We start from the raw sequence: 17,076 nt of genomic DNA on the forward strand, positions 1-17,076 counted from the left end.
CATTACAAAAAATGCAGGCTTTTCGCCTGCATTTTTCTTATACTTGCGGTTCATCCGCGCGGGTGCGCCGCGCTTTTTGAATGAGAATGGAGCCGTGTTTTTTCAGCTGCCGTTTTTTCAGTACAAACCAGATTTGTGCGGCAATGAAAACAGACGAGTATGTCCCGGTAATTAACCCGACAATCAGCGCGATCGAGAAATTTCGGATCGATTCGCTGCCGAAAATGGCGAGAGCCACGGACGTCATCAGCACGGTCAAAACGGTATTGACCGACCGGGCCAGTGTCTGGCGGATCCCGGCATTGACAATATCATGGATTTCCTTCGCCGTTTTAATTTTCCGCCGCCGGTTTAAATTGTCGCGGATCCGGTCGAATGTGACAATCGTATCGTTGATGGAATAACCGACAATCGTCAGGACCGCCGCAATGAAGGTGACGTCGACCTCGAGCCTTGTGATGCTGAAAAAGGCGATCATGAAAAAGACGTCATGGAAGAGCGCCACGATGGAGGCAACCCCCATTCTCCATTCAAACCGGAAGGCCACGTAAATAATGATGCCGACTGCCGCCAACAGCAAAGAATACACGGCGCTTAAGGCCAGCTCTTTTCCGACTGTCGGTGAAACGGAGCTGATGCTCGGGCTCTTTCCGTATTTCTCTGTAAAATACTGGTTGATTTTTGTGCTCTTCTCTTTGTCGCTGAACGAGCCTTTCACCCGGATCACGGCATGATGCCGGTTGGCCCCCTGCATCACAATATCTTCTGATTTCAAATGCAAATGGTCGAGGTCGCGCTGAATCTCCTGCTGGCTGAGCGCATGGTTTGAACTGACTTCAATGCGCGTCCCGCTCGAAAAATCAATGCTCAGATTCAGTTTGAAAATCGAAAGGAGAATAAACCCGCCGATGATCAGCACAGCTGAAATCGCAAAGAAAATATTGCGGTGCTTGACAAAGTCGTACCAGTCAAACTTTGTTTTCAAATCATGCGTATCAACGTTTTCAGCAATATCGTGGATCGCCGATTTTTTCACGCCGAACCAGTGCGGCCGTTTTTTCAGGAAATTGCTGTTTACCCAGAGGCCGAGCAGCCATCTGGAACCGTAAACAGCCGTCAGAAAGCTCAGCAGAATACTGATAATTAATGTTGTCGCAAATCCCCTGATTGAACTTGTCCCGAAATAAAAGAGAATGATGGCCGCAAGAATGGTCGTGATGTTGGAATCAAAAATGGCCACGAACGATGACTTGTTCCCCGCCCGGAACGCCGATTTCACACTTTTGCCGACGCGCAGTTCTTCTTTGATCCGCTCATAGGTGATAATATTGGCGTCGACCGCCATCCCGACCCCGAGGACAAGCGCAGCAATCCCGGGAAGCGTCAGTACCGCGCCCATTAAACGATAAACGAGCAAAATCAGGAAAATATAAACGGACAGCGTAATGCATGCGATAAAACCCGGAAAACGGTAGTAGCCGATCATAAAGAGAAAAATGGCTGCAACGCCGATTATTCCGGCAAGAATTGTATCATGCAGCGCTTCCTGGCCGAAAGACGCGCCGACAGATGTCGAATAGATTTCGTGCAGCTTCACCGGAAGCGCCCCTGCATTCAGCAGGTCTGCAAGATTGGACGCCTCTTTTACCGTAAAGTTCCCGGTAATTTCAACCTGGTCTGTATTTAAAACAGAATTTACACTCGGATTTGACAAAAATTTCGGATTTTTCTTTGCCACTTCTTTTTTATAGGAATCGCCTTTTTGAAAGTCCATCCAAATGACAAGCTGGTTGTTCGGCGCCATCGCCAGGATTTTTTTCGTGACATTGGCAAACTTTTTCCGGCTCTTTAACTGCAGGACAACATCCGGTTTGCCGTTCTGGTCAAATGACTGTTTCGCTTTACCCTGTACAAGGTCCGTCCCGTCCATCATCACTTTGTCATTGACGTCACGGAAAGTTAGGTTCGCGGTTGTCGAAAGCATCTTTCTCGCTTCGTTCTGGTCTTTCACCCCGGCAAGCTGGACGCGGATCCGGTTGTTGCCTTCGACTGAGATCTGCGGTTCGCTGACGCCAAGGGCATTCACGCGCCGGTCCAAAGCGGCTGCCGTATCCGCAAGCGCGGCTTTATCAATCTTCTGCCCTTTTTTGACCGGTTCCACTTTGTAAAGCACTTCAAACCCGCCCCGTAAATCAAGGCCAAGGTTAATTTTTTTCACAACTTTATCCGTCGTTCCTCCTATTAATCCCGCAAACAGCAGGACAATGAGAAAGAAGGCAACGATGCGGCTCCTTTTCACCATTATGTACAGCCTCCTAGCAAATCAAAACATGTAGCATGCCGAAAATACATGCTTCCGGCAATATCATTTCTATTATGATGCAGGGCAAAAAGCGTGTCAATTTTTCTTATTATTCCGCATGCAGCAGCAGGATGCCCGGTTTTGCTTATTTGCCCGCCTATTCTTCCGTCCTTTCCCCGTTAAAAAGCGCATCCAGCTCCTTTTCGTCCAGCTCAGCAAACCAGTTTGGCGAACGGTAAGCTTCCACGGTTTTAAAACTCATCAAATCGCCGGGCTTAACCGTTAAAACGTCGGAAACAAGCGCATACATGCGGACATGCGCCGGATCCGGATTTTTCCACACTTTCCGGATTAAATATTCCCAGACATCCCTTGCTTCAAAAGACCCGTAGCCGAAGACGGCTAGTTCTTCCGCCTTGCTTTTAACCGCAGGTTCAAGTTTTTTATAGTATTTTTCATACGGATGGCGGTCCTTCACACGTTCTGCCCCTTTCCTGAGCATTGATGTATTCTTGTCCATTACCGTGCATATACATCATTGTATAGGAAAATTGCAGATTTGAGAAGGCAGGTTAACAGAATGTCCAAGTTTTTAAGGGGAACGATTATATTGCTCGCCGCAGGTTTTGTAACAAGGGTGCTTGGATTTATCAACCGGATTGTCATTGCCCGGTCGCTCGGGGAAACGGGCGTCGGGCTCCATCAGATGGCTTTCCCGACCTTAATGCTCGTCATTACGGTAACCCAGCTCGGGCTGCCGGTCGCGATCTCGAAATGCATTGCCGAAGCAGACGCGGTCGGAGACAGGGTAAAAATCAAGAAGATCCTTGTCATTTCCTTAACGGTTACCATTTCGCTGTCGGCCGTTTTTACGCCCGGGCTGATTTTACTGGCGCCGTATCTGGCTGACCATTTATTCACAGATCCGCGCGTCTATTACCCGCTTGCCGCCATCACGCCAATTATCCCGATTGTAGCGGTTTCCGCTGTATTGCGCGGCTATTTCCAGGGGAAGCAAAACATGAAGCCTTTTGCCGTCTCACAGGTCATCGAGCAAAGTGTGCGGATTATGCTGATTGCGTTTTTTGCCAATTTGCTTCTGCCGTACGGGATTGAATATGCGGCAGCCGGCGTAATGTTTGCATCCATATTGGGCGAACTGTCATCCCTTCTTTATATGTTTACGATGTTTAAATTGAAAAAGCAGATCCGCGTCCGCAAACATTTTTTCAAAGCCGTAAAATCAGGGAAAGACACGTTTTACGAACTGATGCGCGTGGCGGTTCCGACCGTCTGGAGCCGGCTGATCGGCAATTTCTCCTGGTTCCTCGAGCCGATTGTCGTCTCCCACTGCCTTGCCCTTGCCGGTGTCGCTTCACATCTTGCAACAAAACAGTACGGTTCTTTAACCGGCTTTGCCATGCCGCTGTTGATGCTGCCGTCTTTTGTGACGGTTTCCTTGTCAACCGCCCTTGTGCCTGCGATCAGCGAAGCCAATTCAAGGAAAAATGCCAGGCTTGTTGAACACAGGCTCCAGCAGGCATTGCGTTTTTCCCTTTTAACCGGCGGCATCTCGGTTGTCATCCTGTATGTCTTTGCGGAACCGCTCATGCAGGCGATGTACGGGACGGCAAACGGGGCACAGTTTATCAAAATCATGGCGCCGTTTTTTATTTTTCAAGCATGCCAGGCACCGCTCCAGGCCGCACTGCAGGCAATGGATCTGGCAAAAGCGGCGATGATCAACAGCATCATCGGGGCAGTCGTGAAATTGGGCACCATTTTTGTCCTTGCTTCCCGACCGGAGTTCGGGATCAACGGCGCCGCGATCGGCATCATGGCGGGAATGGTGCTTGTGACCTTTCTTCATTTTGCAACCGTTTTGAAAAAAATCCAGTTTACCCTGTATGTCCATGACTGGGCCAAGCTTCTGGCTGTTTCGGTCGTTTCCGGCGCATTCGGGCACTGGTGGTTCACCGGTATAATGGCGCAAGACGCATCTTTCCTGCGGCTTTTAGCGGGCATTTGTTTGACCGTGGCTGTTTATGCTCTGCTGCTTGTGATGACAAAATTGATCCGCCGGTCCGATCTCATGTATGTTCCAATCCTGAATAAATGGCTATAAAAAGAGCAATAGGCCCTGCATGTTCCGGCCGGGCTTATTGCACATCATCCAGATCAATATAAAACTCGCCATCCTGATAACTGCAAAACGAAATCCGGCTGATATCCCCGTACCCTCTTTTTTGCAGCTCGCTGCGCAGCCATGCTTCGGTCTTGTTGCTTTTCTTTAAATTGTTTTGCTGGATTTTCCCTCCGACAATGAGCGGTTCCGTATAGGATGCCGGTTTGTTTTTGTTTTTGCTTTTTTTCACCACTGACAGCTCCCCGGAAGTTTCCAGAATCGCAAATTCCACATCCGCAATATTGTCAATATCTTTTGAACGGAGCTGCATCAAAAGGTCGTCAAAATTGTAACGCTGCTTGCGCATTTCTTTTTCATCGATTTTTCCTTTACTGATGAGAATGCTCGGCTTGCCGTCAATCAGCTTGCGGAACCGGTTGCTGTGGAGCGAGAAAAGCGCCAGCGCGATTTGGATGCCGAGCAGGACAACCATCGGCAAAAGGGTATTTACAACGGGCTCATTGTGGTTTTCAATGGCAACAACCGCCATCTCCCCGATCATGATAAACACAACAAGATCCAAAACGCTCAGTTCGCCGATCTCCCTTTTTCCCATCAACCGGAAAATAATAAGAATGGCAAAATACATCAGCAGTGTCCGAAAAAAAATAATCAATAAATTTTCCAACGCCAATCCCCCCGTTCGGTCAAAATCATGTATTTAGTATGCGCAGCATGCTTAAATAACTCTCAAAAATCTTTTGCCCGGTTCTTTTTGCTGTTTCCAGGCATATGCTTGTACTGAGGAAAAAAGCTTGCCAAAGGGGGAGAATGAAAATCGGAGCGCAAAAATATAGCATCGGCCTTGTTTACGGGCTGGGCGCCATTTTTGTCCTGCTTGCCATATCAAGCCTCGTGATTTCACTGATTCTGCGGTTTTCAGATATGACGGAGCATGCTTTGCATATGGCGGTCACGATGATTTCTTTTTTCAGTTTATTTCTCGGGGGGCTCGTCGGGGGCGGAAAAGGGAAAAAGAAAGGGTGGCTTCTCGGCAGTTTGACGGGGATCCTCTACACAGCGATTGTTTTTCTCGTCCAGTATCTTGGTTATAATGAACTCTTTACGGTGAAACAGGCCATTTATCATGCTTGCTATATTGTTGCCGCCGCAATGGGGGGCATTTTAGGGGTCAACCTCTTCTCGGGAAGATCGCGGGAAACCTGAAAAAAGCGCCGCATCGCGCGGCGCTTTTTTTATTTCTTTTCCCCGGCATTTTTTTCTGCCGCTTTTTTGTCTACTTTCTGGCTTTCGGCTTTTGCTTTTTTCGCTGCAACGGATTCCGTCACTTCACGGATCGCCGAGCGGTCAAACGTCAACCGCGTGCCATCGCCGCATCTTAAGACGACTTTATTTTCATCAATCGAATCCACAGTTGCATGCAAGCCGCCGATAGTGACAATTTTGTCCCCTTTCGCCAGATTGCTCTGCATCTGCTGGATGTTTTTCTGCCTTTTTTGCTGTGGCCTGATGAGCAGGAAATAAAACAGCACAAACAGAATCACCAAAGGCAGTAACTGGGCCCACGCCATCTGAATCCTCCCTTCTTAAGTTGCTTGTATTAGAAATTTTTTGCATCCGGACGGTTAAATCCGTATTGCTCAAAAAATTCTTCCTTGAAATCAAGCAGCCGGTCTTCGCGGATCGCCTGCCTTACATTTTCCATTAATTTTAACAAAAAATATAAATTATGGTAAGTGGTCAGACGAATTCCGAAAGTTTCGCCACATTTAATCAAATGCCGGATGTAAGCGCGTGAGTAGTGCCGGCATGTATAACAGTCGCAATGCTCATCAAGCGGGCGGAAATCGCGGGCGTACTGTGCATTTTTGACAACAAGCCGGCCGGTTGATGTCATCACCGTGCCGTTCCTTGCAATCCGGGTTGGCAGCACGCAGTCGAACATGTCAATGCCGCGGATGGCGCCGTCAATCAAAGAATCGGGCGAACCGACCCCCATTAAATAACGCGGCTTGTCCGACGGAAGCAGCGGTGTTGTAAATGCGAGCATCCGGTTCATCACGTCCTTCGGCTCGCCGACGGACAGGCCGCCGATCGCATAGCCCGGGAAGCCGAGCGACACAAGGGCATTTGCGCTTTCAAGCCGCAAATCTTCATACGCGCCACCCTGTACGATCCCGAACAAGCCCTGCACACCGGGGCGCGCATGCGCACGGAGACAGCGTTCCGCCCAGCGCGCTGTCCTTTCCACCGACTGTTTCATATATTCATAAGAAGCAGGGTACGGCGGGCACTCATCGAATGCCATCATGATATCGGAACCGAGCGCATTCTGGATTTCCATTGATTTTTCCGGAGACAAAAACAGCTTGTCTCCGTTTAAATGGTTCCGGAAATGGACGCCTTCTTCCGTAATGTCCCGGATCTTGCTCAAGCTGAAGACCTGGAACCCGCCTGAATCGGTCAGGATCGCCTGGTCCCAGTTCATAAATTTGTGCAGCCCGCCTGCCTCTTTAACAATATCATGCCCGGGGCGCAGCCACAAATGATATGTATTGCTCAAAATGGTGCCGGCCCCCATTGTTTTCAATTCTTCCGGCGACATCGTCTTCACCGTGGCGAGCGTTCCGACCGGCATGAACATCGGGGTATCATAGGTGCCATGCGGCGTATGGAGTTTTCCGAGGCGGGCGCCTGTATGTTTTTCCGTTTTGATCAGTTCATAAGTAATGGCAGCCAAGTGATGCGCTCCTTCCACTATTTAATCAGCATCGCATCCCCGAAACTAAAGAAACGGTATTTTTCTTTTACCGCCGTCTCGTAGGCATGCAAAATATTTTCCCTCCCTGCCAATGCGCTTACCATCATAATAAGCGTCGACTTCGGCAGGTGGAAATTGGTGATCAGGGCATCAATTGCTTTATATTGATAACCCGGATAAATAAAAATATCCGTCCATCCGCTTGAGGCGGCAATTTTTCCACCATGGGCGCTTGCCACCGTTTCAAGTGTGCGGGTGGAGGTGGTGCCGACAGAGACCACACGGCCGCCGTTTTCTTTTACTTCCATAATCGTGCGGGCCGCTTCTTCTGATACCTGGTAAAATTCCGCATGCATATCATGGTTTTCAATATTTTCCTCATTGACGGGACGGAAGGTGCCAAGGCCGACATGGAGCGTAATATAGACTATTTTCACGCCCATTGCTTCAATTTTTTTCAATAACGCTTCCGTGAAATGGAGCCCAGCCGTCGGCGCAGCGGCAGAACCCGGTTCTTTTGCATACACGGTCTGGTAGCGGTCCTGGTCCTCGAGCTGTTCTTTAATATAGGGCGGCAGCGGCATTTTTCCGAGTTCATTCAGCACTTCGTAAAAAATCCCTTCGTACCGGAATTTCATTACCCGGCCGCCATGGTCCAGCTCCTCCGCACAAACGGCGGAAAGCTTTCCGTCGCCAAACCGGACAACCGTCCCTGTTTTCACACGTTTTGCCGGTTTGACAAGGGTTTCCCACCGGTCTCCTTCGAGCTGTTTTAAAAGCAGCACCTCAATTTTTGCGCCTGTTTCGTCTTTTATGCCGATCAGCCTTGCCGGCAATACTTTTGTATTGTTCAGGACAAGGCAGTCCCCCGGGCGCAGGTATTGCGTAATGTTTTTAAATACGCTGTGTTCAATTTCCCCTGTTTTTTTATCCAGCACCATCAGCCGGCTGTCCGAACGGTTTTTTAAAGGCGTTTGGGCAATCAGCTCTTCCGGCAGGTCATAATCAAATAAATCGAGTTTCATTGTTGCTTCCCCTTCGTTTTGAATTCCATTTGCGGCTACTTGAACCGTCCAATGATATATAATAACACACTTAAGATCACGCTTAAAAGGATCGATGTTGCGATTGGAAAATAAAAGGTTGTGTTCCCTTTTTTAATGAGGATATCGCCGGGCAGCCGGCCGATTTTCGTAAACTGCAACAACAGGCCGAGAGCAAAAAGAATCACGGCGATGGTCATCAGCACTTTTCCAAATCCGCTCATTCCGGCACCTCCATATGAAAATGCGCATAGCAAAGCGGGGTCGCTACCCTGCCGCGCGGCGTTCGCTGCAAAAAGCCAATTTGCAGCAAATACGGCTCATATACATCTTCAATCGTTTCCCTTTCTTCCCCGATGCTGGCCGCAATCGTGTCGAGCCCGACAGGACCGCCCCGGAAGCGCTCTATGATCGCTTTTAACAGTTTATGATCAATATGGTCAAGCCCGCGTTTGTCAACTTGCAAAAGTTCAAGGGCATAATTGGCGATCTCAAGGGTTACCTTTCCGTCTCCTTTGACCTGGGCAAAGTCGCGCACCCTTCTTAACAACCGGTTCGCAATCCGCGGCGTGCCCCGCGAACGCCTTGCAATTTCCGCCGCCCCCTCAGGCTCAATCGCCGTCTCAAGGATGCCGGCTGTCCGCAGCACAATTTCCGCCAGTTGCGCTTCGTTATAATATTCGAGCCGGCTGATCACCCCGAACCGGTCGCGCAGCGGTGCTGAAACCGAACCAGCCCTTGTCGTCGCCCCGATCAAAGTAAACGGGGGCAAATCAAGGCGGATGGAGCGGGCACCCGATCCTTTACCGATTACGATATCAAGGCAAAAGTCTTCCATTGCCGGGTACAGCACTTCTTCAATCGCTTTCGGCAGGCGGTGGATTTCGTCAATAAACAGCACTTCCCCCGGTTCAAGCGCGGTTAACACGCTGGCAAGATCGCCCGGCCGCTCGATGGCAGGCCCTGAAGTCGTCCGGATGTTCGCGCCCATTTCGTTTGCGATCACGGCGGCAAGCGTCGTTTTGCCAAGCCCCGGCGGACCGTAAAGCAGCACATGATCGAGTGTTTCGCGCCGTCCTTTTGCCGCTTCAATAAACACGGCTAAATTATGCTTCACTTCATCCTGGCCGATATATTGCGCAAGGGTTTGCGGCCTGAGGCTCATTTCAAAGGAAACTTCCTGTTCGTTTGCCTCGCCGGAAACTACGCGGTCTTCCATGCTCTCCCCTCCTCCATTATTTTACCATTGCTTTTAAAGCGAGTTTAATATATTCATCCGCAGAAAGCACTTCTTCCGGAAGTTCAGGCACCACTTTCGCGATTTCTTTTTCCGAGTAGCCGAGCGCCGCCAGAGCGAGCACCGCTTCTTCGAGGTTTTGGTTGCCGGAAGCAGGCGCCGCTTTTTCCCCGCCCACATCATCCGGCATCTCCGGCACGAGGCCTTGCAGCTTTCCTTTCAGATCAAGAATCATCTGCCTTGCCGTTTTTTTGCCGACACCGGGGAATTTGACAAGGAAAGATTCATTTTCATTCTCGATGGCGTCAACGACCTGCTGCGGCTGCCCGTACGCTAGAATGGCAAGCGCCCCTTTTGGCCCGATGCCGGAAACATTAAGCAGCTTTTGAAACAGCGCCCGTTCTTCCGCCGTTTCAAAACCGTAAAGCGCGATCAAATCTTCGCGCACATGCTGGTATGTAAAAATTTTTCGTTCCTGCCCGATGCTTTTTGAAAAAATATACGGGTTCGGCGCCAGCAGCCGGTAGCCGATCCCCCCGTTTTCCACGACAACGTAATCCGGGCTCACGGAATCAATGATGCCTTTAATATATTCGTACAACCTTCCCACACGCTCCTCAAAAACTTGCTATCCCATATTGTACCACAGAACGCAACCGTTTTGGGAACGAATGTCCGGTCTTGCCCTTTTTTCCGGCCGGATGGTTCCTAAAGATGAGGCGCTTTTCCTGTTTCCATGGCGGAAGGAAACCGGCATCCGGAGACAGATGAGTGTCCGTCCGGCATACCGGGCCGCCGCTGCCTCCGGACGGGCTTCCCCGGATTTTCAGCTGGAACAATCGCCCGGGTTTAAATGGCACGATTAGCCGCAGTGCATCGGTTTAAAATAGCACGGGCCACACTCCACATTGTAGCCGGTTTGATACAGGCCTAACCGGCTTTGCCGCAAAAAAGGCACTTTCTGCACCCGGCCGGGCCGGGTGCAGAAAGTGCCTGGGACATTATAATTCGGCGTTATGGTAAATTTCCTTTACATCGTCATCGTCTTCCAGCCTGTCCAGCAATCGCTCCATCTTTTCTTTTTGCGCTTCATCCAAAGCAATTGTGTTTTGCGGCACCATGGTGATTTCTGCCCGGGCAAATGTAAAGCCTTTTTCCTCCAGATTCTTCTTCACATCCATGAATTGCTCCGGGTCTGTATAAATTTCAAACACTTCATCGCTCGTTTCCATTTCCTCGGCGCCTGCTTCAATCACGGCAAGCAGCATTCCGTCTTCATCTATCTCGAGCCCTTCTCGCTCGATGACAAGATAGCCTTTGCGGTCAAACAGGAAAGACACGCATCCGTTTTCGCCGAGATTTCCGCCGTTGCGCGAAAAAGCAACACGGACATTCGAAGCGGTCCGGTTTTTATTATCGGTTAAAGCCGTGACCATGACGGCAACGCCGCCCGGCCCGTACCCTTCATATGTTATTTCCTCGTAATGTTCGGCGTTTTGGCTGCCGTTTGCTTTCTCGATGGCGCGTTTAATATTGTCATTCGGCATATTGGCGGCCTTTGCCTTTTCAATGACCAGGCGGAGGCTTGAATTTGCTTCCGGATCAGGCCCGTTTTTCGCCGCTACATAAATTTCCTTTGCCAGTTTTTGAAAGATTTTTCCGCGCTTTGCATCCTGCGCATTTTTTCTGCCCTGAATATTTTTCCATTTGGAATGGCCGGACATGGCCATCACTCCTTTCTGACAGCGCTGATACAGTCCACTATTACTATACCATACTCGCCCGAAAGGAGGATGAAAATCGTTATGCCGGCGGGGAGCGCCCCTGGTTTTCCGTTATGCTTGCAAACGCCTTTTTACTTCTTTTTGAAACCGGGCGCGTTCCCCGAACTGCCCAATTGAAAGCAGGGAAAGATGCGGCCAGTACTGCTCTTTTTCTTTTTTGCCGCTTCCAGCAAAACGGTTCCACTCCCTTAAAACATCCGTCGGGTAAAGAAGCGCCTCCAGAAAAGTTTCCCGGTCCGGCGCGCCGTCCAGCATTCCCCAGTTTTCAAGGGCGGCAAGCGACCATGAAGCAGCGGGCAAAACCCGGTTGCAAAACTGGAGATCATCAGTCCAGGCCGGGGCAAGGCGGGCAAGGTCAAAATCAATCAAATACAGTTTCCCGTTTTTCGCACGCAAAAAATTATGGTGGGCAACATCGCCGTGCGTGATGCAGTACGGCGGGCGGTGAAGCCAATGCTGTTTTTTTTCGAGCCGGTTTAACGCCTCGCCTGCCCATCTTTCGTACGCGGTGAAATACGTTTCCGGCAAATATCGGACAATCTGTTCTTTGTTTTCAAGAAATGCACGGTACCGCGCCTGCCATTTTCTCAGCTGAAAAAAGCGTGGAAATTCCATTTTTACGGCTTGCGGAAAATGTGCAGTCTTTTCGTGATACTGTTTTAACAGGCGGAAAGCAGCGCGGATGTCTTCTTCCGTCCCGAAGGTGAAACCGGCCGGGTCTTCTTCAATGTATGCCATAAAGCCAAAAGTTTTGCCTTGAAAGGGGCTGCCGCTTTCATCTTCCAGAAAACGGCAAGTTTGAGTGAAACCGCTTTTCTGCAGTTCCGATGTAAGCAGCATTTGCCGTTTAAGGCGCGCATCGGAACCATATTGCTTCATCATCACTTTTTTTGTCTTTGTCCAGACAAGCCACACCCGGTCGCGCAACCTGCGCCAGTGAACAATGGGTTCCTGCAGCCTGTTTTCCGCATAAAGAAGGAGACGTTTGGTTTCGTCTCCCTCTTGTCTGCCGCCGCCCATTATTTTTCTTCTTCGCCGGAAGGGTCCCGGGTTTCCTGCGGCTGGTCCGTTTTTTCGCCCCGGTCATAGCCGAACGGGGCCTGCATCCCGTACGGTTCCTGCACGCCGTATGGCGGTTGTGGCATCCCGTATGGCGGTTGCGGCATGCCGCCAAATGGTTCCTGCATGCCGTACGGTTGCGCCGCCATCCCGTACGATTCCTGCATGCCGGCGTACGGTTGCTTTTGGCACCCGCATGGCTGCGGCTGGTGCGGCGGATACGGGGCGTACTGCGGCATGGTTTGCGGCGGCATGTACTGCGGCATATAAGCGGGGCTTTCTGAAGCAGCGCCGTATAAAGAAGCCTGCTGCGCTCCCCATTGCGGCACGGCGGCAGGATGTTGCGCAGAAACCCCTGCCTGCATACTGGGGCCATACGGGTAAGGAGAAGATGAAGAAGATTCTTCTTCCCATTCGTAACCCGGCATCACTTGCTGCCCCTCCTGACACGCCGGCTGCTGTTGCGGCATAAATCCTGCCGGCGCGGACATCACCGGCATTTGCGGATAGGCCATCGGGTACGGCATTGGATACGGGATTTGCGGATAAGACATGCTGAAAGGATGCGGGAAAAATCCGGCGTGCATGTCCTCTCCCCCGCAGCCGCAATCGTATACCGGCATCACGGGCGGACACGGATTGTATGGTACATACATTTCCGGGCACTCTTCCTTTACCGGCATGGTGTAGTGCATGCTTTCCGACGATTCGCTTTCATGGTGCTTCGGCGGCGGTGCCGCTGTATGGGTTTCGATTTCAGCCATATTGGTCACATAGTAATTATGGATGTCAATTTCAGGAATGACCGGTTGCGGCATTACCGGCTTATAAATCGTTTCTTTTTTTTCAACCACTTTTTCTTTCACCGGCATTTCTTTCGGTCCCGCCGCTTTTGGCAACTCTTTATGAACCGGCATTTCTTTCGCCACAGGCATCTTTACCTCAGGCATTTGCTCGTACGGATGGGTCACGAGCGGCATTTCTTTTGTGCCCGCGTGGCCGTTGTCGCCTGCATGGCCTGTATGTGTCTCTTTTTTTACCATGCCGCCCGTTGTCGGGACTTTAATTTTCATGCCGGGCATAATCATTTCCGGATTGGATAATTGCGCATTCAATTTTTTCAGTTCGTCAAAATCGACGCCATATTTTTTAGCGATTTTCCAAAGCGTATCGCCTTTTTGCACGATATGGATTTTCACACATTTCCCCTCCTCAAGGCTTAAGTCCATACATTCTATGTGGTGCCGGGCAAAATGCGATTGATTTTACATAAAAACTTATGAACGTCCCGCGTCCTTTATGCACTAAAAGGATTGATTCTTTTATCCGGGCGCCTTCGTATGATAAAATCCGAATGAGGCCGAATGAATGGGAGGAAACGCTGTTGGCAGGAAAGAAAAAAATTCCCGGGGAAAAAAGGCGGCATTTGATCCTCGAATGGCTGCAGAATAGCCGGGAGCCGATTACGGGCGGGGAGCTGGCAAAAAGGACAAATGTGAGCCGGCAGATTATTGTAAACGATATTACGCTCCTGAAAGCGAAAAACGAGCCGATCCTGGCAACGAGCCAGGGATATTTGTACATACACCCCGCCGGTGCGGAAAACAAAGTGGAAAAAACGCTTGTTTGCATGCATACGCGCGAACAGGTTGCACAGGAGCTGAATTTGCTCGTGGACCACGGGGTGACCGTAAAAGATGTCAAAGTGGAGCATCCGGTATACGGCGATCTGACCGCCTCGATTATGGTCTCCACCCGCGCAGAAGTGGCCCGGTTTATCCGCCGCATTGAAGAAACAAATGCCAGCTACTTATCCGAATTAACGGGCGGCATCCACCTGCATACGGTTGAAGCCACAAGCGGGCGACAGCTTGAAGAAGCGGAACAGGCGCTGAAAGAAGCCGGCATTTTATTTGCAGAAAATGAAAAAGAGCTGCCCTGAACATAAAGGACAGCTCTTTTTTATCTCCCATCCGGCCTAAAAAACCGGGTTTAAAGCTTGTTTTGCAAAAAAATAATAAGCCCGGGTTCCAGCCGAGCTTATCAAAACAATATTGAAGAAGCGGCCATCATTCATCCGCCATATACCTGTAATAGGTCCCGAGTTCTTTCACGGTGCAGCCGAGCGCATGGATTTCCTCAAGCGAAAAGCGGACAAGCTTTTCCTCTAAGGAGTGGTTCAGATCAATCATAAAAAAGTAGTTTCCAAGCCCCGTCTTTAACGGTCGCGATTCAAGCTTGCTCAAGTTAATCTTTCGCCAAGCAAAGGCAGACAACACCTGGTGCAGCGAGCCGGCCTTGTCCGTCGGCAGTGTGACCATGATCGTCGATTTCAGGAAATCAGGCGTTTTTTCGATATGAAGCTCCTCATTTGAAAGGACAATGAATCTCGTATGGTTAAACGGATAATCATGGATGGCACGCCTGACGATTTCAAGGCCGTACAGTTCCGCTGCCATTTCATTGGCGACTGCCCCCCATTTCAGTTCCGGGTGTTCGCTCACATATTTCGCAGCAGCGGCCGTAGAGCCCATTGCTTCCACTTCCGCATGCTGGAATTCCCGGCGCAGAAACTGGTGGCACTGCGCAAGCGCATGGGAATGGGAAATGATTTTTTCCGTTTCTCGCCAGGCGCCGGCATTTGCAGGATGAACCATAAAATGCTGCTCGATCGGCACAATGATTTCCGCACGGATTGGCGGCAGTTCTTCATGATACAAGTAATCGACCGTTAAATTTACCGAACCTTCCAGGGCGTTTTCAAGCGGAACAACCGCCATATCCACCTTTTTTGCTTTAACGGCTTCCAGACATTCCGGAATCGTCCGGTACGCAACCCGGCTGGCCTCCGGGAACACTGACTGGACAGCGATATCGGTAAACGTCGCTTCCGGCCCGAAAAAAGCTGCTTTCATTTCCTCTCCCCCGCCGGCCGGAGTTCTAGGCTCCGGACCCTAATATTTCTACTTTATTGACAAACTCAAATGCCTGCAGTTCTTCCAGCAGATCATTTAAACTCCTGTTGATCCCGGACACATTCAGCGAGACAGTGACATTTGCCCGCCCCTGTATCGGAATCGTCTGGTGAATCGTTAAAATATTGCATGAATAAGACGCAATGATCCTTAAAATTTCGGATAATGTCCCGGACCGGTCTTCCAAATAAAAAAACAAGGTCACAATTTTTTCTTTTACAACTGAATGGAACGGAAAAACGGTATCGCGGTATTTATAAAAAGCGCTGCGGCTTAAGCCCGCTTTTTTCGCCGCGTCCCCGACTGATACCGCTTGTCCCCTTTCCAGCAGTTCTTTCGCCTGAAGTGTTTTGATCATCGCTTCCGGCAAAACATCCTCACGCACCAAGATAAACTTATGCTCTGCTTTCTTTTCCAAAATGCCCTTTCCTCCACTCGGAGCCGGGATTCCCCGGCCCAGCACGGTTAATCTACAAATTCAAACTCAAAATCCAAGAGGCGGACGGTATCGCCGTTTTTCGCGCCGCGTGCACGGAGCGCGTCATCAATGCCCATTCCGCGCAGCTGGCGGGCAAATCTCCGGACAGACTCGTCATGGCTGAAATTCGTCATTTTAAACAGCTTCTCAACTTTTTCCCCGTGGATGACGAAGCTGCCGTCCGGATCGCGTGTAATGGTAAAATCAGCCTTTTCTTTTTCATGCTTGTACAATACACGGGACGGTTCCGCATCCGGTTCTTCGCCGGCGTGAAGCGGGAAGGCAGGTGTTTCATCGAGCAGATCGGCAATCGCAAACAAAACATCCCTTAATCCCTTGCGCGTCACCGCGGAAATCGGGAAGACGCGTGCGGCATCATCGCCCAGCTTCTCTTTAAATGCCGCCAGATTTTCTTCCGCGCCCGGAAGGTCCATTTTATTGGCAATAATGAGCTGCGGGCGCTCAGAAAGGCGTTCATGATAAGCTTTCAGTTCTTTGTTGATCGTCAAATAATCTTCATACGGGTCGCGCCCTTCCACCGCCGCCATGTCAATGACGTGGACGATCACCCGTGTCCGTTCGATATGGCGCAAAAACTGGTGGCCGAGCCCGACGCCTTCGTGCGCGCCTTCAATCAGCCCCGGCAGATCGGCCATGACAAAACTTCTGCCGTCCTCCGTCTCGACTACACCGAGATTCGGCACAAGCGTCGTAAAATGGTATTCCGCAATTTTCGGGCGTGCCGAAGAGACAACGGAAAGCAAGGTTGATTTCCCGACGCTCGGAAAACCGACAAGGCCGACATCGGCTAGCAGTTTCAGTTCAAGGACAATATAACGTTCCTGGCCCGGTTCGCCGTTCTCGGCAATTTCCGGTGCGGGGTTGGCCGGTGTCGCAAAGCGGATATTGCCCCTGCCGCCGCGCCCGCCTTTGGCAATCACTGCCCGTTCCCCGTGGCGCGTTAAATCGGCAATCGTTTGCTTTGTATCGTCATCGATGACGACCGTACCCGGCGGCACCTTGACAATCATGTCTTCCGCCCCGCGGCCGTGTTTTCCTTTGCTCATGCCGTTTTCGCCGTGGTCCGCTTTAAAATGGCGCTTGTAGCGGAAGTCCATGAGCGTCCGCAACCCTTCATCGACTTCAAAAATAACATCGCCGCCGCGGCCGCCGTCTCCTCCGGCAGGGCCGCCCATCGGCACATATTTCTCGCGGCGGAATGCGACCATCCCGTTGCCGCCGTCCCCGCCTTTCACATAAATTTTCACCTGGTCCACAAACATAAAAGATA

At 50.6% G+C, this 17,076-nt stretch carries 18 protein-coding genes; 3 read left to right on the plus strand and 15 right to left on the minus strand.

Annotation, left to right across the window (positions count from 1 at the left end; all coding sequences use genetic code 11):
• Nucleotides 1–37: 37 nt before the first annotated feature.
• The gene (gene secDF, locus NSU00_RS09595) at nt 38–2,302 is read right to left on the minus strand and encodes a protein translocase subunit SecDF (RefSeq protein ID WP_340702740.1); all 2,265 of its coding nucleotides are present in this window, start codon (nt 2,300–2,302) and stop codon (nt 38–40) included.
• A gap of 157 nt (nt 2,303–2,459) precedes the next feature.
• Entirely contained in the window at nt 2,460–2,780 is a 321-nt protein-coding gene (locus NSU00_RS09600) for a post-transcriptional regulator (protein WP_017552647.1), read from the minus strand.
• Nucleotides 2,781–2,882: 102 nt separating this feature from the next.
• Between NSU00_RS09600 and spoVB the strand changes: the two genes are divergently transcribed.
• Nucleotides 2,883–4,427, plus strand: coding sequence for a stage V sporulation protein B (gene spoVB / locus NSU00_RS09605; protein WP_041819186.1), 1,545 nt, complete (start codon nt 2,883–2,885; stop codon nt 4,425–4,427).
• 34 nt (nt 4,428–4,461) lie between these two features.
• Here the strand turns inward: spoVB and NSU00_RS09610 are convergent, their stop codons facing one another.
• Complete coding sequence (locus NSU00_RS09610) at nt 4,462–5,115, minus strand: DUF421 domain-containing protein (protein WP_265115148.1); 654 nt, start codon at nt 5,113–5,115, stop codon at nt 4,462–4,464.
• 143 nt (nt 5,116–5,258) lie between these two features.
• Here NSU00_RS09610 and NSU00_RS09615 point away from each other — a divergent pair, with 143 nt between their 5' ends.
• Nucleotides 5,259–5,654 carry a TIGR04086 family membrane protein gene (locus NSU00_RS09615; RefSeq protein WP_017552650.1) on the plus strand — a complete coding sequence of 132 codons (396 nt, stop codon included), beginning with the start codon at nt 5,259–5,261 and terminating at the stop codon, nt 5,652–5,654.
• Between the two features lie 29 nt (nt 5,655–5,683).
• Here NSU00_RS09615 and yajC read toward each other — a convergent pair whose 3' ends face one another.
• From yajC to safA, 9 genes are all read right to left on the minus strand, one after another.
• Entirely contained in the window at nt 5,684–6,019 is a 336-nt protein-coding gene (gene yajC, locus NSU00_RS09620; protein ID WP_019720847.1) for a preprotein translocase subunit YajC, read from the minus strand.
• Between the two features lie 29 nt (nt 6,020–6,048).
• A complete protein-coding gene (gene tgt, locus NSU00_RS09625; RefSeq protein ID WP_013859788.1) occupies nt 6,049–7,188 on the minus strand; it encodes a tRNA guanosine(34) transglycosylase Tgt in 1,140 nt (379 codons plus the stop codon).
• Between the two features lie 17 nt (nt 7,189–7,205).
• Nucleotides 7,206–8,234 carry a tRNA preQ1(34) S-adenosylmethionine ribosyltransferase-isomerase QueA gene (queA, locus tag NSU00_RS09630; protein ID WP_029141942.1) on the minus strand — a complete coding sequence of 343 codons (1,029 nt, stop codon included), beginning with the start codon at nt 8,232–8,234 and terminating at the stop codon, nt 7,206–7,208.
• Between the two features lie 35 nt (nt 8,235–8,269).
• A complete protein-coding gene (locus NSU00_RS09635; protein WP_013859790.1) occupies nt 8,270–8,476 on the minus strand; it encodes a DUF2905 domain-containing protein in 207 nt (68 codons plus the stop codon).
• Entirely contained in the window at nt 8,473–9,471 is a 999-nt protein-coding gene (gene ruvB / locus NSU00_RS09640) for a Holliday junction branch migration DNA helicase RuvB (RefSeq protein ID WP_017552653.1), read from the minus strand. The genes NSU00_RS09635 and ruvB overlap by 4 nt, the downstream gene beginning before the upstream one ends.
• Before the next feature lie 16 nt (nt 9,472–9,487).
• A complete protein-coding gene (ruvA, locus tag NSU00_RS09645) occupies nt 9,488–10,090 on the minus strand; it encodes a Holliday junction branch migration protein RuvA (RefSeq protein WP_019720849.1) in 603 nt (200 codons plus the stop codon).
• Between the two features lie 400 nt (nt 10,091–10,490).
• Nucleotides 10,491–11,213, minus strand: coding sequence for a YebC/PmpR family DNA-binding transcriptional regulator (locus NSU00_RS09650; RefSeq protein WP_017552656.1), 723 nt, complete (start codon nt 11,211–11,213; stop codon nt 10,491–10,493).
• Nucleotides 11,214–11,324: 111 nt separating this feature from the next.
• Entirely contained in the window at nt 11,325–12,293 is a 969-nt protein-coding gene (locus NSU00_RS09655) for an aminoglycoside phosphotransferase family protein (protein ID WP_017552657.1), read from the minus strand.
• Nucleotides 12,293–13,531, minus strand: coding sequence for a SafA/ExsA family spore coat assembly protein (gene safA, locus NSU00_RS09660; RefSeq protein ID WP_340703607.1), 1,239 nt, complete (start codon nt 13,529–13,531; stop codon nt 12,293–12,295). The genes NSU00_RS09655 and safA overlap by 1 nt, the downstream gene beginning before the upstream one ends.
• Before the next feature lie 155 nt (nt 13,532–13,686).
• Between safA and NSU00_RS09665 the strand changes: the two genes are divergently transcribed.
• Complete coding sequence (locus NSU00_RS09665; RefSeq protein ID WP_029141938.1) at nt 13,687–14,274, plus strand: transcription repressor NadR; 588 nt, start codon at nt 13,687–13,689, stop codon at nt 14,272–14,274.
• Nucleotides 14,275–14,401: 127 nt separating this feature from the next.
• On the opposite strand, the gene pheA is transcribed toward NSU00_RS09665, so the two are convergent.
• The 3 genes from pheA to obgE are packed head-to-tail and all read right to left on the minus strand — an operon-like array spanning nt 14,402 to nt 17,068.
• Nucleotides 14,402–15,247 carry a prephenate dehydratase gene (gene pheA / locus NSU00_RS09670; RefSeq protein ID WP_013859797.1) on the minus strand — a complete coding sequence of 282 codons (846 nt, stop codon included), beginning with the start codon at nt 15,245–15,247 and terminating at the stop codon, nt 14,402–14,404.
• A gap of 25 nt (nt 15,248–15,272) precedes the next feature.
• Nucleotides 15,273–15,725: an ACT domain-containing protein gene (locus NSU00_RS09675; RefSeq protein WP_014097873.1), complete on the minus strand. Its 453-nt coding sequence runs from the start codon at nt 15,723–15,725 to the stop codon at nt 15,273–15,275.
• 47 nt (nt 15,726–15,772) lie between these two features.
• Nucleotides 15,773–17,068: a GTPase ObgE gene (gene obgE, locus NSU00_RS09680; protein ID WP_019720853.1), complete on the minus strand. Its 1,296-nt coding sequence runs from the start codon at nt 17,066–17,068 to the stop codon at nt 15,773–15,775.
• Nucleotides 17,069–17,076 lie beyond the last annotated feature (8 nt).

This window comes from Weizmannia sp. FSL W8-0401 (genome assembly GCF_038009125.1).
Lineage (GTDB): Bacteria > Bacillota > Bacilli > Bacillales > Bacillaceae_C > Weizmannia > Weizmannia coagulans.

Bases quoted from the DNA above. Each gene is read 5' to 3' on its own strand.
- secDF (WP_340702740.1), bottom strand. From the start codon at position 2,302: ATGGTGAAAAGGAGCCGCATCGTTGCCTTCTTTCTCATTGTCCTGCTG.
- spoVB (WP_041819186.1), top strand. From the start codon at position 2,883: ATGTCCAAGTTTTTAAGGGGAACGATTATATTGCTCGCCGCAGGTTTT.
- NSU00_RS09615 (WP_017552650.1), top strand. From the start codon at position 5,259: ATGAAAATCGGAGCGCAAAAATATAGCATCGGCCTTGTTTACGGGCTG.
- yajC (WP_019720847.1), bottom strand. From the start codon at position 6,019: ATGGCGTGGGCCCAGTTACTGCCTTTGGTGATTCTGTTTGTGCTGTTT.
- queA (WP_029141942.1), bottom strand. From the start codon at position 8,234: ATGAAACTCGATTTATTTGATTATGACCTGCCGGAAGAGCTGATTGCC.
- NSU00_RS09635 (WP_013859790.1), bottom strand. From the start codon at position 8,476: ATGAGCGGATTTGGAAAAGTGCTGATGACCATCGCCGTGATTCTTTTT.
- ruvB (WP_017552653.1), bottom strand. From the start codon at position 9,471: ATGGAAGACCGCGTAGTTTCCGGCGAGGCAAACGAACAGGAAGTTTCC.
- NSU00_RS09650 (WP_017552656.1), bottom strand. From the start codon at position 11,213: ATGTCCGGCCATTCCAAATGGAAAAATATTCAGGGCAGAAAAAATGCG.
- NSU00_RS09655 (WP_017552657.1), bottom strand. From the start codon at position 12,293: ATGGGCGGCGGCAGACAAGAGGGAGACGAAACCAAACGTCTCCTTCTT.
- NSU00_RS09665 (WP_029141938.1), top strand. From the start codon at position 13,687: ATGAGGCCGAATGAATGGGAGGAAACGCTGTTGGCAGGAAAGAAAAAA.
- pheA (WP_013859797.1), bottom strand. From the start codon at position 15,247: ATGAAAGCAGCTTTTTTCGGGCCGGAAGCGACGTTTACCGATATCGCT.
- obgE (WP_019720853.1), bottom strand. From the start codon at position 17,068: ATGTTTGTGGACCAGGTGAAAATTTATGTGAAAGGCGGGGACGGCGGC.